This window comes from Sphingomonas sp. PP-CE-1G-424, assembly GCF_004341085.1.
Classification (GTDB): Bacteria; Pseudomonadota; Alphaproteobacteria; order Sphingomonadales; family Sphingomonadaceae; genus Sphingomonas.
In genome coordinates this window covers 541,032-560,558 of the sequence record NZ_SLXW01000003.1, presented here as the reverse complement: position 1 = coordinate 560,558, position 19,527 = coordinate 541,032, and the positions used below count along the sequence as shown (strand labels likewise).

The window sequence follows — 19,527 nt, the reverse complement described above, 5'->3', positions numbered from 1 at the left end:
GGATCCAGAGTAACTTCGGGCTGTCGTACATGGCTCTGGATCCTGACTTTCGTCAGGATGACGGACATGGGGCGAGTGTTGCATTGAGGCTCACGCGCCGCTAACGAGCCCGCATTCGCCCTGGACCCGGTGCAATTCCGGGTGGCTATTCCGGCCGCCGATCCGCCGGACAACGCAACGACGCCTTTATACCGAACCGCCCGCGCAACCGCCGCGGTTCTCGCGTCCTATGCGGATTTATCTATGACATCTCTTTCTCGTTACCGAGCCGAATGGTTCAGCGGTCCCACGGCTGCGCGCCGTGACGTTCTCGCCGGCATGGTCGGCACCTTCGCGCTGATCCCCGAGGTCATCGCTTTCTCGTTCGTCGCCGGCATTGATCCCGAAGTCGGCCTGTTCGCCTCGTTCGTGATCGGCATCGCCATCGCCTTCGTCGGCGGACGCCCCGCGATGATCTCCGGCGCGGCGGGCTCCGTCGCGCTGGTCGCCGCAGCGCTCGTCCACGCACACGGCCTGCAATATCTGCTCGTCGCGACGATGCTGGCGGGCGCGCTCCAGATCGCGTTCGGGCTCGCCAAGCTCGACATCTTGATGCGGTTCGTCTCGAAGTCGGTCCATGCCGGGTTCGTCAACGCGCTCGCGATCCTGATCTTCTCGGCGCAGGTGCCGCAGATGGTCGGCGTCAGCTGGCAGGCCTATGCGATGATCGCCGGTGGCCTCGCGATCATCTATCTCGTGCCGCGGATCTCCAGCGCGATCCCGTCGCCGCTGATCTGCATCGTCGTGCTCACGGGAATCGCGATGTGGTTTCCGATGCCGCTGAAGACCGTCGGCGATCTCGGTCGCCTGCCGGACTCGCTGCCGTCGTTCGGCCTTCCCCAAGTGCCGCTCAGTTGGGACACGCTGCGGATCGTCGCGCCTTATGCGTTCGCGATGGCCGCGGTCGGTCTGCTCGAATCGATGATGACCGCCAGCGTGGTCGACGAACTCACCGAGACGACAAGTTCGAAAGCGCGCGAATGCACCGGGCTTGGCCTCGCCAACATCGCGGCGGGTGCGTTCGGCGGGATCGCCGGGTGCGGAATGATCGGTCAGACGGTCGGCAACGTCCGCTATGGCGGCACCGGGCGGCTCTCGACGATGGTCGCGGGCGTGTTCCTGCTGATCGTCATGGTGCCACTGCGGCCATGGGTGGCGCAGGTGCCGGTCGCGGCGCTGGTCGCGATCATGATCATGGTGTCGATCAGCACCTTCTCCTGGGGCTCGCTCCGCGACCTCGCGCGGCACCCGAAGATGTCGAGCGTGGTGATGGTCGCGACCGTCGTCGTCACCGTCGCGACGCACGATCTGTCGCTCGGCGTCGGGGTCGGCGTGCTGCTCAGCGGGGTGTTCTTCGCGTGGAAGGTCACGCGGTTGATGGACGTCGCGATCGACCATGACGTGGTAACCGACACGCGTATCTACCGGGTAAGCGGGCAGATCTTTTTCGCCAGCGCCGACATCTTCGCCGACCGCTTCGACCTGCGCGAAAGCGCGCGCGCCGTTCGGATAGACCTTACCAATGCCCACCTCTGGGACGTCACCGCGGTCGGCGCGCTCGAAACCGTCGTTGATAAACTCCGCCGCCACGGCCGCGAGGTCGAGGTGATCGGGCTCAACACGGCGAGCGCGACGCTGGTCGATCGCCATGCCCCGCTGATGCTCGATCCGGCCGAGGGGTAATGCTCGATCTTGGGGGCGGGCGAGAAATACGATGCTGTACGCGCCGCCCCGACGCCCTACGTCTGAGGAGATGACGAAAACTTCAGATACCGGCCCCGTGTCGCTCACGCATCTCCAGCGGCTCGAGGCGGAAAGCATCCATATCTTGCGCGAGGTCGTCGCCGAGTGCGAGCGCCCGGTGATGCTCTACAGCGTCGGTAAGGATTCCGCGGTGATGCTGCATCTCGCGCGGAAAGCCTTTTACCCGTCGCCACCGCCATTCCCGCTGCTGCATGTCGATACGACGTGGAAGTTCAAGGCGATGTACGACCTGCGCGATCGGATGGCAGCGGAGAGCGGCATGGAACTGCTCGTCTACAAGAACCCCGAGGCCGAGGCGCGCGGGATCAACCCGTTCGATCACGGTGCGCTCCACACCGATATGTGGAAGACCGAGGGGCTCAAGCAGGCGCTCGACCTCCACGGCTTCGATGCGGCGTTCGGGGGCGCACGGCGCGACGAGGAGAAGAGCCGCGCCAAGGAGCGCGTCTTCTCGTTCCGTGCGGCGCATCACCGCTGGGATCCCAAGCAGCAGCGCCCCGAGCTCTGGAACCTCTACAACGCGCGGAAAGCGAAGGGCGAGAGCATCCGCGTCTTCCCGATCTCGAACTGGACCGAGCTCGACGTCTGGCAATATATCCAGCTCGAGGACATCCCGATCGTCCCGCTCTATTTCGCGGCGCCGCGCCCGACGGTCGAGCGTGACGGGATGCTGCTGATGGTCGACGACGATCGCTTCCGCCTGGAACCCGGCGAGGTGCCGGTAGAGCGGTCGATCCGCTTCCGGACGCTCGGCTGTTACCCGTTGACGGGTGCGGTCGAGAGCGAGGCCGACACGCTGTCCGCAGTGATCCAGGAGATGCTGTTGAGCACCACCAGCGAACGCCAGGGCCGCGCGATCGACCGCGACGCGGGCTCCGCGAGCATGGAGAAGAAGAAGCAGGAGGGCTATTTCTGATGGCTACGCGCACGCAGGAGTCCGCCTATCAAGTGCAGGACATCATCGCCGAGGACATCGACGCCTATCTGCTCCAGCACCAGCACAAGAGCCTGTTGCGGTTCATCACCTGCGGGTCGGTGGATGACGGAAAGTCGACGCTTATCGGGCGCTTACTGTACGATTCTAAGATGATCTTCGAGGATCAGCTCGCCGCGTTGGAGAGCGATTCGAAGAAGGTCGGCACGCAAGGGCAGGACATCGACTTCGCGCTGCTGGTCGACGGGCTCGCTGCCGAGCGCGAGCAGGGCATCACGATCGACGTCGCCTATCGCTATTTCTCGACGGAGAAGCGCAAGTTCATCGTCGCGGATACCCCGGGGCACGAGCAATATACGCGCAACATGATCACCGGCGCGTCGACCGCAGATCTCGCGGTGATCCTGGTCGATGCGCGCAAGGGCATCCTGACGCAGACCAGGCGCCACAGTTATCTCGCGCACCTGATCGGCATTCGGCACCTCGTGCTCGCGGTGAACAAGATGGATCTGGTCGGGTACGAGCAGGCGACCTACGACCGGATCGTTGCGGATTACGCGACGTTTGCGGAGTCGATCGGGATCGCCGGCTTCACGGCGATGCCGATTTCGGGCTTCAAGGGCGACAACATCACGGCCCCGAGCGCGAACACGCCTTGGTATGACGGGCCGACGCTGATCGACCATCTCGACACGGTGACGCTCGACGTCAGCGAGGATCAGGCGGGCGCGTTCCGGATGCCGGTCCAGTGGGTCAACCGCCCGAACCTTGATTTTCGCGGATTTTCCGGGCTGGTCGCGAGCGGATCGATCGCGCCGGGTGACGCGGTGCGCATTCTGCCGGGCGGGCGCACCTCGACGATCGCGCGCGTCGTCGCGTTCGGCGGCGATCTGCCGAGTGCGGTCGCCGGTCAGTCGGTGACGCTGACGCTGGCGGACGAGATCGACTGTTCACGCGGCGACGTGATCGTTGCCGCGGACTCACCGCCCGAGGCATCCGATCAATTCGAGGCGACGGTCGTGTGGATGGCGGACGAGGCGATGCTGCCGGGGCGCTCCTATTGGCTCAAGCTCGCGACACAGGCCGTGACGGCGACGATCCAGCAGCCTAAATACGCGATCAATGTCAATACGATGGAGCGGCTTGCTGCCAAGACGTTGGAGCTTAACGCGATCGGCGTCGCCAACCTGTCGACAGACCGACCGCTGGTGTTCGAGCCCTATGCCGACAATCGCCAGCTCGGCGGGTTCATCCTGGTCGACAAGATCACCAACGCGACTGTCGCGGCGGGGATGCTGCACTTCTCGCTCCGCCGCGCGCAGAACGTGCACTGGCAGGCGACCGACATCGGCCGCGAGGCGCACGCTAGCCTGAAGAACCAGAAGGCGGCGGTGCTATGGTTCACCGGGCTTTCGGGCGCGGGCAAGTCGACGATCGCCAACCTCGTCGAGATGAAGCTTGCGCGAATGAACCGCCACACCTTCCTGCTCGACGGCGACAATGTCCGCCACGGACTGAACCGCGATCTGGGCTTCACCGATGCGGACCGGGTCGAGAACATCCGCCGCGTCGGCGAGGTTGCCAAGCTGATGACCGATGCCGGGCTGATCGTCATCACCGCGTTCATCTCGCCGTTCCGTGCCGAACGTGAGATGGTGCGACAGATGATCGCGCCCGGAGAATTTATCGAGGTCCATATCGATACGCCGCTCGCGGAGGCCGAGCGCCGCGACGTGAAGGGGCTGTATGCGAAGGCGCGCGCGGGCAAACTGGCGAACTTCACCGGGATCGACTCGCCCTACGAAGCGCCGGAGAACCCGGAGATTCGGATCGATACAACGGGGATGACCCCCGACGCGGCGGCCGATGCGATCGTCGCGATGTTGATCCCATGAGCGCGATGACCGACGGCGAGCTCGCCGCGCATCTGGCAGAGACGGCGGGGCGATTGCTGCTCGAGGTGCGGCGGTCGGGGGTGTTCTCGCCGGGTGCGCTCGGCAAGGCTGGCGACGAGACGGCCAACGCCTTCCTCGTCCATGCGTTGCAGGATGCGCGTCCGAACGACGGTCTGCTGTCGGAAGAGCGTAGATGCGACGGGACGCGGACGACGATGTCGCGCGTGTGGATCGTCGATCCGGTCGACGGTACGCGCGAATATGGCGAGGCGCGCGACGATTGGGCTGTGCATGTCGCGCTCGCGATCGACGGCGTCGCGACGATCGGTGCGGTCGCGTTGCCGGGATTGGGGCTGGTACTGCGCTCGGACCAGCCTGCGCCGGTGCCGGTGCCGGTGCCGGGCGATCCGCTGCGGATGGTGGTAAGTCGGACTCGGCCCGCACCCGAGGCGGTTAAGGTCGCCGAAGTCCTGGGCGCCACGTTGATCCCGATGGGCTCGGCGGGCGCAAAGGCGATGGCGGTGGTCCGCGGCGAAGCGGACATCTACCTCCATTCGGGCGGCCAGTATGAATGGGATTCCGCGGCACCGGTCGCGGTGGCGGCGGCGTTCGGGCTGCACTGCAGCCGGATCGACGGATCGCCGCTCATGTATAATTGTCGGGATGTCTACATGCCCGACCTGCTGATCTGTCCCGTCGCGTTACGCGATCGGGTGATGGCGGCGATGAAGGCGTAAATCAATTCCCGATCCTCCCCCGCAAGGGGGAGGTGGCACCGAAGGTGACGGAGGGGGAGGGCACGGAACAGAAGATGTCCTTACCGCCCCCTCCGTCGCTTCGCGCCACCTCCCCCTGGCGGGGGAGGATGATAAGGCCGACCCTTACTGCTGCGGTTCGGCGTCGTTGGTCGCAGGCGCCTCGTCGCGGTTGACCCGGGCCGTCATCCCGGTCGCATCCGCATCGTCCTGCATCTGCTCGTCGGGCGTGATCGGTTTCTCGCGTGGCGGTTCGACCACCGCGGGCGCCGGCGGGGCGGCCTCGACCGGCGCGGCCTCGACCGGGGCAGGGGCCGCCTCGGTCTCGGTCACGCCGGTGTCCTCGACCATGTTGGTATCCGTCGGCGGCTGCTCGGGCTCGGAGCGCGAGCATCCTGCCAGCGCCATCGCGGCGAGCAGGCCACCGGCGATGGCGGTACGGGTGCGAGATATCGTCATGGGGTGTCTCTCAGCGAGCGGCGATCGTCTGGCGTGCGGTGCGCGCCTCGATCTTGGAAGCGAGGATACCGTCCCAGTCATAGGGATCGGCGCGGAAGTTCATCTGGCCGTTGCCGCTGGCGAACGCGGTCCAGTAGAGCAGATAGACCGAGACCGGCTTGATCAGCGGCGCGCGGACGGTATCGCCCTTCGCGACCGTGGCATCGACCATCTCGGGCGTCCAAGTCGGGTCGCCCTTCAGCAACAGGTCGGCAAGTTCGGCAGGCTTTTCAAGGCGTACGCAGCCATGGCTCGAAAGCCGACTGAAGCTCGCGAACTTGGCGCGGCTCGGCGTATCATGGAGATAGACCGAATAGTCGTTCGGGAAGTCGAACTTGAACCGACCGAGTGCGCTCTGGTCGCCGGCCTGCTGCTGCAACCGCGTCCCGCCGATCACCTTGAAGCCGTTGCGCTTGAAGTAACCGGGGTTGGCGCGTTCCTTCGGCCACAATTCCTTGGTCGCGATCGAGGTCGGCACGTTCCAGGGCGGGTTGATGACGATGCTGTGGATCGTCGACGACAGCATCGGCGTCTCGTCGCCCGGCCGCCCGGTCACTGCGCGCATCGACTGCACGGGCACGTCGCCGTCGAACACCGTCAGAACGGCCGCGGCGATGTTCACCTGGATGCGGTCGCGCGGCAGGTTCTGCGGCAGCCAGCGCCAGCGCTCCATGTTCGCCATGATCTGATGCACGCGATCGCCCGCCGAGACGTTGAGCGCGGCGAGCGTCTGGGTCGAGACGATCCCGCTCGGGTTCAGGCCATAGCGACGCTGCGCGCGACGGACCGCTTCGAGGAGCGACGCGTCGAACTTGTCGCCGTTGGCATCGACATCTTTGTCCTCCGCCGCCAGTCGCTTGCGTAGCGCGATCACGCGCGGTCCGCTCGCGCCGATCGTGAAGTCGGGACCGGAGGCCAGCGTCTGCCAGCCCCCGGCCGAAGCGATCGAGCGATAATTCTGAAGTCCCTTTCGCAGACCGTCATAGCCGGCATAGGGGGGCGGCAGCGAGGCGAACCACGCCGCGATCCGGTCCTGCCGCACCGCATCGGCGAACGCTGGCGTCGGATCATAGGCGGGTGGACGCAGGCCCCAATCCTTCTGGAAATCGGCTTCGCTCAGCCGGCCGGCATGAACCGCGCGCGCATGATCGAGCGCGGCGCGCACCAGCTCGTCCTTGCTCGGCGTGATCGTCGTCGCGGTAGCGGCGGACTTCAGCCCCTGCGCAACGATGTCGCCGTTGAGCAGCTTGTCGAGTTGCGCCGCCTGCTTGTCGCTCAGCGTCGGCACGGTGATCACCGGCGGCGCGAGCGTCGGGACGACCGACGGCACCGTGGGGACGATCGGTGGCGGCGTCACCTGCGCGAACACGGGCGTCGCCAGCAGCAGCGGTGCCGCCGTCAGCGCCAACCGGACCATGCCGCTCTTCACTCGTCCATCATCCAAACCGCGCGCCATACTCATCCTGTCTACCCGTATCTCGTCGATGCTTTCGCACGACGCACCCCACCCATAGCTGAACCGGACTCGCTAAGCATCGCCAATCGGGCTGATTTAGTCGGTTCAGGCGGAAGCGGCGGATTTTTCCTGCCGGGCGAGCACTTCATACGCCATCACCGCGGTCGCGACCGCCGCATTGAGGCTGTCCGCCTTGCCGAGCATCGGGATCTTCACGAGCACGTCGCAGGCCTCGGCCATCTCGGGCGGCATGCCCTGCGCTTCGTTGCCGGTGAGCAGGAAGGTCGGGCCGGTATATTTCGCGGACCGATAATCCGTGTCGGTATCGAGGCTGAGGCCCACCAATTGACCCGGCCCGGTGCGCAGCCAGGTGTGGAACGGTTCCCATTCGGTCTTGACCACCGGGATCGTGAACAGCGCGCCCATGCTCGCGCGGACCGCCTCGACCGAGAAGGGGTCGACCGATTCGCCGATCAAGATCAGCCCACCCGCGCCGACCGCATCGCCGGTGCGCAGGATCGTCCCGAGATTGCCGGGATCGCGCAACCGCTCGGCGACCAGCCAGATGCCGGACGTGGTGCGGTCGAGATCTTCGAGCGCCGCGTCGAACTCGTCGAACACGCCGACCACCGCCTGCGGGTTGTCCTTGCCGGACAGCTTCGAGAGAATATCGGGCGTGGTCTGGATCGAGTCGCCGCCGGCATCCTCGACGTCCATCGACAATGCGTGGACCAGCGGATGGTTGGCGCTGGCCGCGGCGTAGAACAGCGTGCGGGGCAGGCGGCCGGTCTCGCGCGCCTCGGTCAGGATGCGCAGGCCCTCGGCGAGGAATTGCTTGGCCGCACGCCGATGTCGCTTGTCGCGCAGGTCGCGGACGTACTTGATCAGCGGGTTCGAAAAGGCGGTTATCTCGCGGGGCATTCTTATCCTCCCCTCCCGTTTGCGGGAGGGGCCGGGGGTGGGCTCCCGGCCTCAGCAAATGGTTCGATTATGGTGAGCGCGCGCCCACCCCCAACCCCTCCCGCCTGCGGGAGGGGAGCAGTCACGTCAATCCTCGCCGAACTTCGCCTCGACCAGTTCGGCGAGCGCGGCGACCGTATGCTCGGCGCCATCGCCGGTCGCGCTGATCGTGATCGCGTCGCCCATCGCCGCGCCAAGCATCATCAGCCCCATGATCGAGGTCCCGGTGACATGGTCGGAGCCGTCCTTGGTCACGCGCACCTCGACCGGGTGCGACGAGGCAAGCGTGACGAACTTCGCACTGGCCCGCGCATGCAGCCCGCGGCGGTTGGTGATCTGGACGGTGCGCGAGACCTCGCTCACGCGGCGGCCTCGCCGAGAACCTCGGACGCTACCGAGATGTATTTGCGTCCGGCCTCGCGCGCCGCGGCGACCGCCGCGACGACGGTCATCGATTTGCGCGCCGAGCCGAGCCGGATCAGCATCGGCAGGTTCATGCCGGCGATCACTTCGATCCTGCCGCGCTCCATCAGTGAAATGGCGAGATTGGAGGGCGTGCCGCCGAACAGGTCGGTCAGCACGATCACGCCGCGCCCGGTATCGACCTCGTGGATGGCGGCGGCAATATCGGCACGGCGGCTTTCCATATCGTCGTCGGGGCCGATCGCGATCGTTGCTACGCGCTCCTGCGGACCGACGACATGGATCATCGCGCGAACGAATTCTTCGGCCAGACGACCGTGCGTAACGAGAACAAGGCCGATCATAGCGGGCTATTCATACTCATGTGACGACCGACGATCCCTCAAGCGCATCCTGCGGTGCGGCCCCCAGGTCGCGGTGACGCACAGTGGGCGAAAAACCTTCCTCGCGCAACCGCCGCGCCACGCGCTCGGCGACGTGGACCGAGCGGTGTCTCCCTCCGGTACACCCGATCGCGACGGTGACATACGACTTTCCCTCCGCCCGGTAGCGGGGGAGCAGCAGGATCAGCAGGTCCTCGATCCGGCTGACCGCGTCCTCATAGGCGGGGTCGGCGACGATATAGGCGGAGACGTCGGCGTCGAGCCCGGTGCCCGGCCGTAAAATCGGGTCCCAGTGCGGATTGCGCAGGAACCGCATGTCGAACACGAGGTCGGCGTTGCTCGGCAGCCCGCGGGCGAACCCGAACGACTGCACCGCCAGCGTCGGTTCGCCGAGATGATCACCCGCAAAGCTCGACCGGATCTGCTGCGCAAGTTCGTTCGCGGACATGTCCGTGGTGTCGATCAACCGGTTCGCCCAGTCGCGCAGCGGCGCGAGCAGTTCACGCTCCTGGCCGATCCCCTCCCGCGCAAGACGGTCGAGTCCGAGCGGATGACGCCGCCGGGTCTCCGAATACCGCCGCTCGAGCTCGGATCCGGCGCAGTCGAGAAACAGCATCCCGACCTCCATCCCGTGGCGCTCTCGCAGATCGCGGATTCGGCCGATGATCCGCTCTGGGTCGAAATCGCGCGTACGGGCGCCGATGCCGATCGCCAGCGGCTGCGAGTCGTCGGTCGACCCCTTGGGCAACGGCGCGTCGAGCAGCCGGTCGAGCAGCAGCAGCGGGAGATTGTCGACAACCTCCCAGCCGATGTCCTCCAGCGTCTTGAGGACGGTGGTCTTGCCGGCGCCCGACATGCCGGTGACCAGCAGGATATCCTTGCTCGCGCGGCTCATAGCGAAACGGTCATGTCAGAGGCTCCGGGTTGCGTAGGGCGAGTTCGACCTTGATCGGGGCGGAGGCGTGGAACGGGTCGACCGCGAACTGGCGGACGTCGATCCCGGCGATCTTCCGGGCCCGGCGTTCGGGCATCCGCTCGACTGCGCCGTCGATTCGGACGAGCAGACCCACCGGAACATCGTCGACATGCGGCATGGCGACGATCCCGATGCCGCGGACTTCGATCCGACCGGCGATCGTCGCCGGCGCCCGTGCGAGCAACAGTTTGCCCGCGCGCGCTACCAAGGTCTGGTCGTCGCTGATGAGCGTCGCGCCGCGGTCGATCAGGCGCAACGCGAGGTCGGACTTGCCCGATCCCGACGCGCCCTCGATCAGCACCGCCACGCCGTCGATCGCGACCGAGGTGGCGTGGAGCCGGTCGGAGGAGGGGATCGCCACGTGAGGTCCTTACAACGACGGATCGGCCAGCGGTAGCCGTACGACGAACCGCGCGCCGCAAAGCCGGTCTTCGCGCGATTCGACGCTGATCGATCCCTGATGCGCGTCGACGATCGTCCGTGCGATCGCCAGGCCCAGCCCGGAATGCTGGCCGAACGTCTCGCTGTCGGGCCGGACCGAGTGGAAGCGCTTGAACACGGCGTCGCGCGCCTCCTCGGGAACGCCGGGGCCTTCGTCCTCGACGCGGATCACGAGGTCGTCACGCTCGGGGATCGCCGAGATCGCGACCAGACCCTCGTCGGGCGAGAACGAGAGCGCGTTGTCGATCAGGTTCTCGAACACGCGTTCGAGCCGTGCGCCTTCGCCCAGCACGATGGTCGGGTCGTCGGGATTGCGGTCGAACACCAGACGCATGCCGCGCTCGATGCCGCGCGCGTCGCGCTGCGCGACGAGCCCGTCGATCATCGCCGCGATGTCGACGGGCTCGAACTTGGCGCGACTGAGCTGCGCATCGAGCCGCGACGCTTCGGATATGTCGGAGAGCAATCGGTCGAGTCGGTGGACGTCGTCGCGGACGATTGCGAGCAACTGTGCCTGGAGCGCGGGGTCCTTCACGCGCGTCAATCCCTCGACCGCGGACCGCAGCGAGGCGAGCGGGTTCTTCATCTCGTGCGTGACGTCCGCAGCGAACGCCTCGGTCGCGTCGATCCGCGCCCTGAGTGCAAGGCTCATGTCCGAGAGCGCGCGCGCGAGCATGCCGAGTTCGTCGCGGCGCGACGGGAGGCGGGGGACCACCACTTCGCGTGCACGCCCGAGCCTGACACGTACCGCCGCACGCGCAAGGCGGCGGAGTGGACGAACGATCGTCCGCGCGAGGAACAGCGAGAGCAGGATCGAGACGATCGATACCACCAGCAGCACCATGCTGAGGCGGAACCGCTCGATCCGCACCGTCTTCGTGATGTCGCGCGCATTGACCGTGGTCATCACGACCCCGCCTGTGCGAAGCGGCGCGGCCGCGGTGATGACCGGCGTGCGGTCGGGCGCGCGCCAGACGGTGGTCGCAACCTTGCGGCGTGCCTCGGCGGCGGCGACGTCGGGCCAGCGCTGGCCGTCGTTCCGTTCGCGGTAGAGCGGCGGTCGCGGTGCCATCACGACGACGTCGATCGCCGCGTCGAGGAACCGCGCGATGACCTGGTCGCGGTCCTCCTTGTCGGGGTCCTGCAGCACGAAATTTCGGAGCCCGAGCACCCGGCTGTCGACGATCGTCGTGCCACCAGCGTCGAACAGGCGGATCCGCGATCCGGTGTCCGCGGCCAGCCTCAGCACGAGCGGATTGCGCTGCGTCGGATCGACCGACGAGATCGCCTCGCCGATCAGCCGCGCCTCACGCGCGGTCTGCGCGACGCGGCTGTCGACGATCCGGCTGCGGTAGGAATCGAGATAAAAGAACCCGCCCGCCAGTAGCAGCAACGCGAAGATGTTGACCGCCAGGATCCGCCGCGTGAGCGATATCTGTCCCGACCAGCGGAGCGTGAGATCGCGTCCGTCGACGCCGAGCTCATTCCTCAGAAAATCGATACCCGGCACCATATAATGTCTCGATCGCATCGAAGGCGGGATCGACCTGCCGGAATTTTCGGCGGAGTCGCTTGATGTGGCTGTCGATGGTGCGATCGTCGACATAGATGTCGTCCTGATACGCCGCGTCCATCAGCTGGTTGCGCGTCTTGACGATGCCGGGACGCTGCGCAAGCGTTTCGAGGATCATGAACTCGGTCACCGTCAGCGTCACCGGCTCGCCGCCCCACAGCGTGCGATGCCGCGCCGGATCCATGCTCAGCCGTCCGCGCGCGAGCGGTCCGGCGGCTTCCGCCTCGGTCTCGGTGCCCGGCGACTGGGTCAGCTCGGTACGCCGCAGGATCGCGCGGATGCGCGCGATCAACAGCCGCTGCGAGAACGGCTTGGCGATGTAGTCGTCCGCGCCCATCGCGAGGCCAAGTGCTTCGTCGAGCTCGTCGTCCTTGCTGGTGAGAAAGATCACCGGGACCTGGCTCTTCTCGCGGAACCGGCGGAGCAGTTCGAGCCCGTCCATCCGCGGCATCTTGATGTCGAATACTGCAAGATCGGGCGGGTTGTCGGTCAGCGCCTTGAGCGCAGTCTCGCCGTCCGAATAGACGCGCGTGACGAAGCCCTCGGTCTGCAGCGCGATCGACACGGAGGTCAGGATGTTGCGGTCGTCGTCGACCAGCGCGATCGTTGCCGTCATTTCTGGGCCGTCATCTCTGGCTCGCTCGCCTCGGTCATTGGCATATCGGCGTAGGCCAATCCGCGGCGGCACTCAACTGGGGCCGTATCGGGACCGCGTCGAAGCGGCGCATTTGACCGGTCCGGGGCCGCCGCCTACATCCCCGATCAACGACATACATACGTATGCGAAACCATCTGGAGAGATGTCTTGTCCAACGAACGTATTCCGGCCGGCGGCCTAGCCGCGCAGGGGATAGAAACCCGCGCCACCCTGCACTGGAACCTGGTCACCGCGCAGCTTGTCGAAGCCGCGCTCGAACGCCGCGAAGGGACGCTGTCCGCCGACGGTCCGCTCGTCGTCGAGACCGGCGCGCATACCGGGCGGTCGGCGCAGGACAAGTTCATCGTCCGCGATGCCGAGACGGATACGACGGTCTGGTGGGGCAAGAGCAACAAGGCGATGGAGCCTGCGCATTTCGCCGCGCTGAAGGAGGATTTCTTCGCCGCACTCGCCGCCAAGGACGCGCTGTTCGTGCAGGACCTGTACGGCGGTTCGCAGCCCGATCACCGGGTGAACGTCCGCGTCGTCACCGAACTGGCCTGGCATAACCTCTTCATCCGGACGATGCTGGTCCGCCCAGAACAGGCTGCGCTGAAGGACTTCGTGGCGGACTATACGATCGTCGACCTGCCGAGCTTCCGGGCCGATCCCGCGCGCCATGGCTGCCGCAGCGAAACGGTGATCGCGGTCAACTTCACCGACAAGCTGATCCTGATCGGCGGCACGAAATACGCCGGCGAGATGAAGAAGTCGGTGTTCGGCCTGCTCAACTACCTGCTCCCGCCGACCGGAGTGATGCCGATGCATTGCTCGGCGAACATGGGCGCGAACGGCGACACCGCGGTGTTCTTCGGCTTGTCGGGCACCGGCAAGACGACGCTCTCGGCCGATGCCAGCAGGACGCTGATCGGCGATGACGAGCATGGCTGGTCCGACACCGCGGTCTTCAATTTCGAAGGCGGGTGCTACGCCAAGATGATCCGCCTCTCCGCGGATGCCGAGCCGGAGATCTTCGCGACCACCAAGCGCTTCGGCACGGTGCTGGAGAACGTCGTGATGGACCCGGCGACGCGTCTGCTCGATCTCGACGACCACACACTCGCCGAGAACAGCCGGGGCGCGTATCCGATCGATTTCATCCCGAATGCGTCGGCCGAGAACATGGGGCCGGTACCGCGCAACATCGTGATGTTGACCGCGGACGCTTACGGCGTGCTGCCACCGATCGCGAAGCTCACGCCCGACCAGGCGATGTACCATTTCCTCTCGGGCTATACCGCGCGCGTCGCCGGGACCGAGATCGGCGTCACCGAGCCCGACGCGACCTTCTCGACGTGCTTCGGCGCGCCGTTCATGCCGCGGCATCCGTCGGTCTACGGCAATCTGCTCAAGGAGCGGATCGCCAAGGGCGGCGTCGATTGCTGGCTGGTCAACACCGGCTGGACCGGCGGCAAATACGGTGTGGGAAACCGCATGCCGATCAAGGCGACGCGGGCGTTGCTGAACGCAGCGCTCGACGGGAGCCTCAACGATGCGGAGTTCCGCACGGACCCGAACTTCGGGTTCCAGGTGCCGGTCAGCGTACCGGGGGTCGACAGCGCGATCCTCGATCCGCGGACGACTTGGGCAGATAAGGACGCGTACGACGCGACCGCGGCCAAGCTGGTCGACCTGTTCGTGGAGAACTTCGCCCAGTTCGCCGAGCACGTCGACGAAGGGGTCCGTCAGGCGGCCCCGAAGGTCAGAGTGGCGGCCTAAATTCCTCTCCCCTCGGGGAGAGGAAGGGGCCAGCACGACGAAGTCGGGTGGGAAGGTGAGGGCCCGTAGGGGGGCTGGCCGTCGTCCTTCCTCCAATACGTCATCCTGACGAAAGTCAGGATCCAGAGTACCGGGCGGGGCGCATCATGGCTCTGGATCCTGACTTTCGTCAGGATGACGGGACAGAGGCTCCACCACCACCTCGCCATCGATAACCGCCGTTACCCGAAGCTGCGCACCAACCCCCGCATCCTCACCCCGAGCCGGCCAGCTCCCGTCGCCCACTAGCACCCGACCACGCCCGCCGACGATCGCGGCCTCTACCACCACGACCTGACCCACCAACCGAGCAGACCGATCATTCAACATCGGATCCCCACCCTCGACGGGGTAATCCCGGTACCAGCGCTTCCCGATCAGCACGGTAACCACGCTCCAAACCGCGAACGCCGCCAGTTGCGCCGCCACCGGCAAATCCGGCAACACGAACACCGCCACGCCCGTCACCGCTGCTGCAATCGCGAGAAACACCAGGAACACCCCCGGCACCGCCAGTTCGGCGATCCCCAGAACCAGCGCCGCGATCAACCAAGCGCCAGCCGCCCCGATTACGTCCATCAGCTTTTCGGAACCTCGGTCGACTTCGACAACTCGAACGGCCTGCGTGGCGTTGGCTTGGCCGGCGGCGACGCGGTAGCATCGCGCAAAGCATCCTTCGCCAGCTCCCCAATCCCCCCGAGCGTCCCCATCAACTGAGTAGCCTCGACCGGAAACAGGATCGTCTTCGCATTCGGCGAGGTCGCGAACTTGCCGATCGCCTCGACGTATTTCTGCGCGATGAAATAGTTGATCGCCTGAGCGCCCCCCTCGTCGATCGCCTGAGACACAGCACGCGTCGCCGAAGCCTCCGCCACCGCCGCCCGCTCACGTGCCTCGGCATCGCGGAACGCCGATTCCTTGCGCCCTTCGGACTCCAGAATCCGCGCCTGTTTCTGCCCCTCGGCCCGCAGGATCTCCGAAGCCCGCGAACCTTCCGCATCGAGAATGTTGGCCCGCTTCTCGCGCTCGGCCTTCATCTGCCGCCCCATCGCATTCACGATGTCCGCCGGCGGACGGATGTCCTTGATCTCGACCCGCGTGATCTTCACGCCCCACGGCGTCGTCGCATGATCGACCACGTTGAGCAGCCGCGCATTGATCTCGTCGCGCTTCGACAGCGTCTCGTCGAGGTCCATCGACCCCATCACCGTCCGCAAATTGGTCGTCGTGAGCTGCAACAGCGCCTGGTACAGGTCCGACACCTCATACGCCGCCTTGGCCGAGTCGAGCACCTGGAAGAACACGACCCCGTCGGTCGAGATCATCGCATTGTCCTTGGTGATGATCTCCTGGCCGGGGATGTCGATCACCTGCTCCATCATGTTCACCTTCCGCCCGACGCGGTAGAAGAACGCGGGGTAAAAATTGAAGCCGGGCCGCGCGACCGTGGTGAAGCGGCCGAAATGCTCGATCGTGTATTGATAGCCCTGGTGGACGATCTTGATGCTGGTGAAGAGGTACAGCAGCACCAGCGCCAGCAGGAGCGCGGCAACGATCAGGCCCATCGAACAATCCCCCATCCGTGTATCGCACCGCTATAGCACGTGCGCGAAGGACAGGCCTAGCCGTACGGTCCGGCTTTGGTTACATGGCGCGCCACCTCACACCCAGGAACGGCAGCTCTCATGGATATCCGCCTCGGCCTCACTTTCGACGACGTCCTCCTGTATCCGGGGGAATCGGACGTGCTGCCAAGCCAGGCCGATACCCGCACGCAGCTGACGCGCGGCATCGCGCTCAACATTCCGATCCTCTCGTCCGCGATGGACACCGTCACCGAAGCCGACATGGCCATTGTAATGGCGCAGCTCGGCGGCATCGGCGTGCTCCACCGCAACCTGACCGTCGAGGAGCAGGTCATTGCGGTCCGTCAGGTCAAGCGGTTTGAGTCGGGCATGGTGGTCAACCCCATTACGATCAAGCCGACTGCTACCCTTGGCGAAGCGCAGGCCCTCATGTCGGGCCACCGCATCAGTGGCATCCCGGTGGTTGAGGCGGACGGCAAGCTCGTCGGTATCCTCACCAACCGCGACGTGCGTTTCGCGGGCGATCCGAAACAGCCCGTCAGCGAGCTGATGACGCACGAAAACCTCGCCACCGTCTCGACCGAAGTCGGCAAGGAAGAGGCACGCCGCCTGCTCCACGCCCGCCGCATCGAGAAGCTGCTCGTGGTCGACGCGCAGTATCGCTGCGTCGGGCTGATCACGGTCAAGGACATCGAGAAGGCGGTGATGTTCCCCGATGCGACCAAGGACGAGGCGGGCCGCCTGCGCGTGGCGGCGGCGACGACGGTCGGCGACAAGGGCTTCGACCGGACCGAACAGCTGGTCGACGCCGGCTGCGACCTGATCGTGATCGACACCGCGCACGGCCACAACCGCGACGTCGGCCGCGCGGTCGAGCGGGTGAAGAAGCTGTCGAACTCGGTGCAGGTGGTGGCGGGCAACGTCGCGACCGGCGAAGCGACGCGCGCGCTGATCGGCGCAGGCGCGGACGGGATCAAGGTTGGTATCGGCCCCGGCTCGATCTGCACCACCCGCGTCGTGGCCGGCGTCGGCGTGCCACAGCTGACCGCGGTGATGGATTGCGCTGAGGCAGGCCACAAGGCTGGCGTCCCCGTGATCGCCGACGGCGGCATTCGCACCTCGGGCGACATGGCAAAGGCGCTCGCAGCGGGTGCGTCGACCGTAATGATCGGCTCGCTGCTAGCGGGCACCGACGAGGCGCCGGGCGAGACGTTCCTGTACCAGGGCCGTGCGTACAAGTCCTACCGCGGCATGGGCTCGGTCGGCGCAATGGGCCGCGGTTCGGCGGATCGCTATTTCCAGGGCGACATCAAGGACCAGCTGAAGCTCGTCCCCGAAGGCATCGAGGGGCAGGTCGCGTATAAGGGGCCGGCAAGGGATGTCGTTCACCAACTCGTCGGCGGCATCAAGGCGGCGATGGGCTATACCGGCTCGGCGACGATCCCGGACCTCCAGGCTCGGGCGGAGTTCGTGCAGATCACCGGTGCGGGGCTGATGGAGAGCCATGTCCACGACGTGACGATCACCCGGGAAGCGCCGAACTACCCGACGCGCTAAGTGGCACTTCCCCCCCTCCCTGAAAGGGAGGGGCAGGGGGTGGGTCGGTCTCCGCAAGCTCGCCCGCCGGTGACTAAAACGAGCCGACCCGCCCCCAACCCCTCCCTTCGGGGAAGGGAGCGGGTCGCGCTCGTTCCCGCTCCCCGTCATTCCCGCGAAGGTGGGAACCCATACTGGCTAACGTCGCAGTAAGATCGCAACCGTTCGAGAATACGGATCCCCGCCTGCGCGGGGATGACAGACGTTATGTGCCGTGGCGATCCTCGACAGACCGCAGGCTAACTCACAGACTGCCGCCGCCATCCGTCGTCCCGCCCCCCCCCCCGTCATCCCGGCGAACGCCGGGACCCATGGTTGCGGGCCGGGTGGTGGTTGAACGCTATCGCCGGGTCCACCATGCCATGGGTCCCGGCATTCGCCGGGATGACGGAGGGAAGGGCTGGGATCGCTCGCGCCCGTAACCGGGTTCTAGCTGCGGCCCACGACCGCAACCACGAGCAAGCTTGCGACCAGACCCGCACCAAACCCCGAAATTATTCCCCTCCCGCGCGCGGGAGGGGCTAGGGGAGGGGATGATGACGAACACACCGTACCAAGCTCAGACTCCGCTCCGCCTGCAAGCTGGAGCCCAGAAGTGACTCCCCCCGCACGCACGCAGGCCGCGATCGAGCTCCTCGACCAGATCATCGCCGCCGCCCGCGAGTCCGGCGCCGCAGCCGACACGCTGATCGCCCGCTATTTCGCAACCCGCCGCTACGCCGGCTCGAAGGACCGCCGCGCCGTCCGCGAACTCGTCTATTCCGCGATCCGCAAGGCCGGAGACCGCCCCGAGAACGGCCGCACCGCCATGCTCCTCGTCGCCGACGCAGACCCGGAGCTCGCCGCCACCTTCGACGGCTCCACCCACGCCCCGGCCCCGATCGCCAAGGACGAACCGCGCGCCCGCGCCGGCGTCGCACCGCAATGGCTGAGCAAAGCCCTCCGCGCCTCCGGCCTAGACGGCGCCGCACTCACCGACCTAGCCGGCCGCGCCACGCTCGATCTCCGCATCAACACGCTGATCTCAAACCGCGCGACCGTCCTCGCGGCACTCCCGGACGCCGAAGCCACCCCCCACGCCCCCGACGGCATCCGCCTCCCGACCGGCACCAACGTCGAAGCGCTCCCGCTCTTCAACGAAGGCGCGCTCGAAGTGCAGGACGAAGGCAGCCAACTCGTCGGCCTCGCGATGCAGGCAAAACCCGGCGAACGGATCGTCGATCTCTGCGCCGGCGCCGGCGGCAAGACGCTAGCGTTAGCCGCGACGATGAAGAACGAGGGCGTGATCCTCGCCTGCGACACCGACCGCAACCGCCTCTCACGTCTAGCCCCGCGCGCAACCCGCGCCGGCGCGACGATCGTCGAAAGCCGCCTGCTCAACCCGACGCGCGAGATCGAGGCGCTCAGCGAATGGGCCGGTCGCGCGGACGGCGTGCTCGTCGATGCCCCCTGCTCGGGCACCGGCACATGGCGGCGCAACCCCGAGGCACGCTGGCGGCTCACCCCCGACCGCGTCTCGCGGCTGCAATCGACGCAGCAGCAGGTGCTCTCCGTGGCCGCCACGCTGGTCAAGCCCGGCGGCGCGCTCGTCTACATCGTCTGTTCGCTGCTCGACGCCGAGGGCACCGACCAGGTCAGCTGGTTCCTCAACGCGCACCCCGGCTGGACCACGGAAGCCCTGTCGCTCCCCGCCGGCGCGAAGCACGGCCACGGCGTCCGCCTGGAACCCGGCCGCGACGGCACCGACGGCTTTTTTGTCGCGCGCCTCCGGGCTGCGTGCTAGCCAGCCGACC

At 66.5% G+C, this 19,527-nt stretch carries 18 protein-coding genes and 1 other annotated feature; of the genes, 7 read left to right on the top strand and 11 right to left on the bottom strand.

The features are described 5' to 3' along the window. Positions 1-119 precede the first annotated feature (119 nt). Positions 120-175: a sequence feature (sul1 is cis-regulatory element that is thought to sense ions involved in sulfur or methionine metabolism; They are found in Alphaproteobacteria), on the top strand. A 68-nt stretch (positions 176-243) separates the two neighbouring features. The 4 genes from C8J43_RS12665 (at position 244) to C8J43_RS12650 (ending at position 5,369) form a co-directional block, all read left to right on the top strand. Beyond that, positions 244-1,722, top strand: coding sequence for a SulP family inorganic anion transporter (locus tag C8J43_RS12665; protein WP_133031193.1), 1,479 nt, complete (start codon positions 244-246; stop codon positions 1,720-1,722). A 70-nt stretch (positions 1,723-1,792) separates the two neighbouring features. Further along, a complete protein-coding gene (gene cysD / locus C8J43_RS12660) occupies positions 1,793-2,719 on the top strand; it encodes a sulfate adenylyltransferase subunit CysD (RefSeq protein ID WP_133031192.1) in 927 nt (308 codons plus the stop codon). Continuing rightward, the gene (gene cysN, locus C8J43_RS12655) at positions 2,719-4,632 is read left to right on the top strand and encodes a sulfate adenylyltransferase subunit CysN (RefSeq protein WP_133031191.1); all 1,914 of its coding nucleotides are present in this window, start codon (positions 2,719-2,721) and stop codon (positions 4,630-4,632) included. The genes cysD and cysN overlap by 1 nt, the downstream gene beginning before the upstream one ends. Continuing rightward, positions 4,629-5,369, top strand: a complete 741-nt coding sequence (locus C8J43_RS12650) for a 3'(2'),5'-bisphosphate nucleotidase CysQ (RefSeq protein ID WP_133031190.1) — start codon at positions 4,629-4,631, stop codon at positions 5,367-5,369. Before cysN ends, C8J43_RS12650 begins: the two co-directional genes overlap by 4 nt. Positions 5,370-5,513: 144 nt before the next feature. Here C8J43_RS12650 and C8J43_RS12645 read toward each other — a convergent pair whose 3' ends face one another. From C8J43_RS12645 to C8J43_RS12605, 9 genes are all read right to left on the bottom strand, one after another. Continuing rightward, on the bottom strand, positions 5,514-5,846 hold the full coding sequence (locus C8J43_RS12645) for a hypothetical protein (protein ID WP_133031189.1): 333 nt from the start codon (positions 5,844-5,846) through the stop codon (positions 5,514-5,516). 10 nt (positions 5,847-5,856) lie between these two features. Then, positions 5,857-7,302, bottom strand: a complete 1,446-nt coding sequence (locus C8J43_RS12640; protein ID WP_133031455.1) for a L,D-transpeptidase family protein — start codon at positions 7,300-7,302, stop codon at positions 5,857-5,859. A 144-nt stretch (positions 7,303-7,446) separates the two neighbouring features. Continuing rightward, complete coding sequence (locus tag C8J43_RS12635) at positions 7,447-8,262, bottom strand: RNA methyltransferase (protein WP_133031188.1); 816 nt, start codon at positions 8,260-8,262, stop codon at positions 7,447-7,449. A 126-nt stretch (positions 8,263-8,388) separates the two neighbouring features. Further along, positions 8,389-8,664: an HPr family phosphocarrier protein gene (locus tag C8J43_RS12630; protein WP_133031187.1), complete on the bottom strand. Its 276-nt coding sequence runs from the start codon at positions 8,662-8,664 to the stop codon at positions 8,389-8,391. Beyond that, on the bottom strand, positions 8,661-9,068 hold the full coding sequence (locus C8J43_RS12625) for a PTS sugar transporter subunit IIA (protein WP_056048813.1): 408 nt from the start codon (positions 9,066-9,068) through the stop codon (positions 8,661-8,663). The genes C8J43_RS12630 and C8J43_RS12625 overlap by 4 nt, the downstream gene beginning before the upstream one ends. Before the next feature lie 16 nt (positions 9,069-9,084). Beyond that, positions 9,085-10,002: an RNase adapter RapZ gene (gene rapZ, locus C8J43_RS12620; protein ID WP_060525507.1), complete on the bottom strand. Its 918-nt coding sequence runs from the start codon at positions 10,000-10,002 to the stop codon at positions 9,085-9,087. 10 nt (positions 10,003-10,012) lie between these two features. Continuing rightward, a complete protein-coding gene (locus C8J43_RS12615) occupies positions 10,013-10,444 on the bottom strand; it encodes an HPr kinase/phosphatase C-terminal domain-containing protein (RefSeq protein WP_133031186.1) in 432 nt (143 codons plus the stop codon). Between the two features lie 9 nt (positions 10,445-10,453). Beyond that, positions 10,454-12,037 carry a stimulus-sensing domain-containing protein gene (locus tag C8J43_RS12610; RefSeq protein ID WP_133031454.1) on the bottom strand — a complete coding sequence of 528 codons (1,584 nt, stop codon included), beginning with the start codon at positions 12,035-12,037 and terminating at the stop codon, positions 10,454-10,456. Then, a complete protein-coding gene (locus C8J43_RS12605; protein ID WP_060525504.1) occupies positions 12,006-12,713 on the bottom strand; it encodes a response regulator transcription factor in 708 nt (235 codons plus the stop codon). The genes C8J43_RS12610 and C8J43_RS12605 overlap by 32 nt, the downstream gene beginning before the upstream one ends. 189 nt (positions 12,714-12,902) lie before the next feature. Between C8J43_RS12605 and C8J43_RS12600 the strand changes: the two genes are divergently transcribed. Continuing rightward, entirely contained in the window at positions 12,903-14,513 is a 1,611-nt protein-coding gene (locus C8J43_RS12600; protein ID WP_133031185.1) for a phosphoenolpyruvate carboxykinase, read from the top strand. A gap of 144 nt (positions 14,514-14,657) precedes the next feature. Here C8J43_RS12600 and C8J43_RS12595 read toward each other — a convergent pair whose 3' ends face one another. Then, the gene (locus tag C8J43_RS12595; RefSeq protein WP_133031184.1) at positions 14,658-15,131 is read right to left on the bottom strand and encodes an NfeD family protein; all 474 of its coding nucleotides are present in this window, start codon (positions 15,129-15,131) and stop codon (positions 14,658-14,660) included. After that, a complete protein-coding gene (locus C8J43_RS12590; RefSeq protein ID WP_133031183.1) occupies positions 15,131-16,117 on the bottom strand; it encodes an SPFH domain-containing protein in 987 nt (328 codons plus the stop codon). Before C8J43_RS12590 ends, C8J43_RS12595 begins: the two co-directional genes overlap by 1 nt. Positions 16,118-16,237: 120 nt before the next feature. On the opposite strand from C8J43_RS12590, the gene guaB reads away from it, so the two are divergent. Together guaB and C8J43_RS12580 are read left to right on the top strand one after the other, a co-directional pair. After that, positions 16,238-17,695 (top strand): IMP dehydrogenase, encoded by a 1,458-nt coding sequence (gene guaB, locus C8J43_RS12585; RefSeq protein WP_056048837.1) that lies wholly within the window; start codon positions 16,238-16,240, stop codon positions 17,693-17,695. 634 nt (positions 17,696-18,329) lie between these two features. Next, complete coding sequence (locus C8J43_RS12580; RefSeq protein ID WP_133031182.1) at positions 18,330-19,517, top strand: RsmB/NOP family class I SAM-dependent RNA methyltransferase; 1,188 nt, start codon at positions 18,330-18,332, stop codon at positions 19,515-19,517. Positions 19,518-19,527 lie beyond the last annotated feature (10 nt).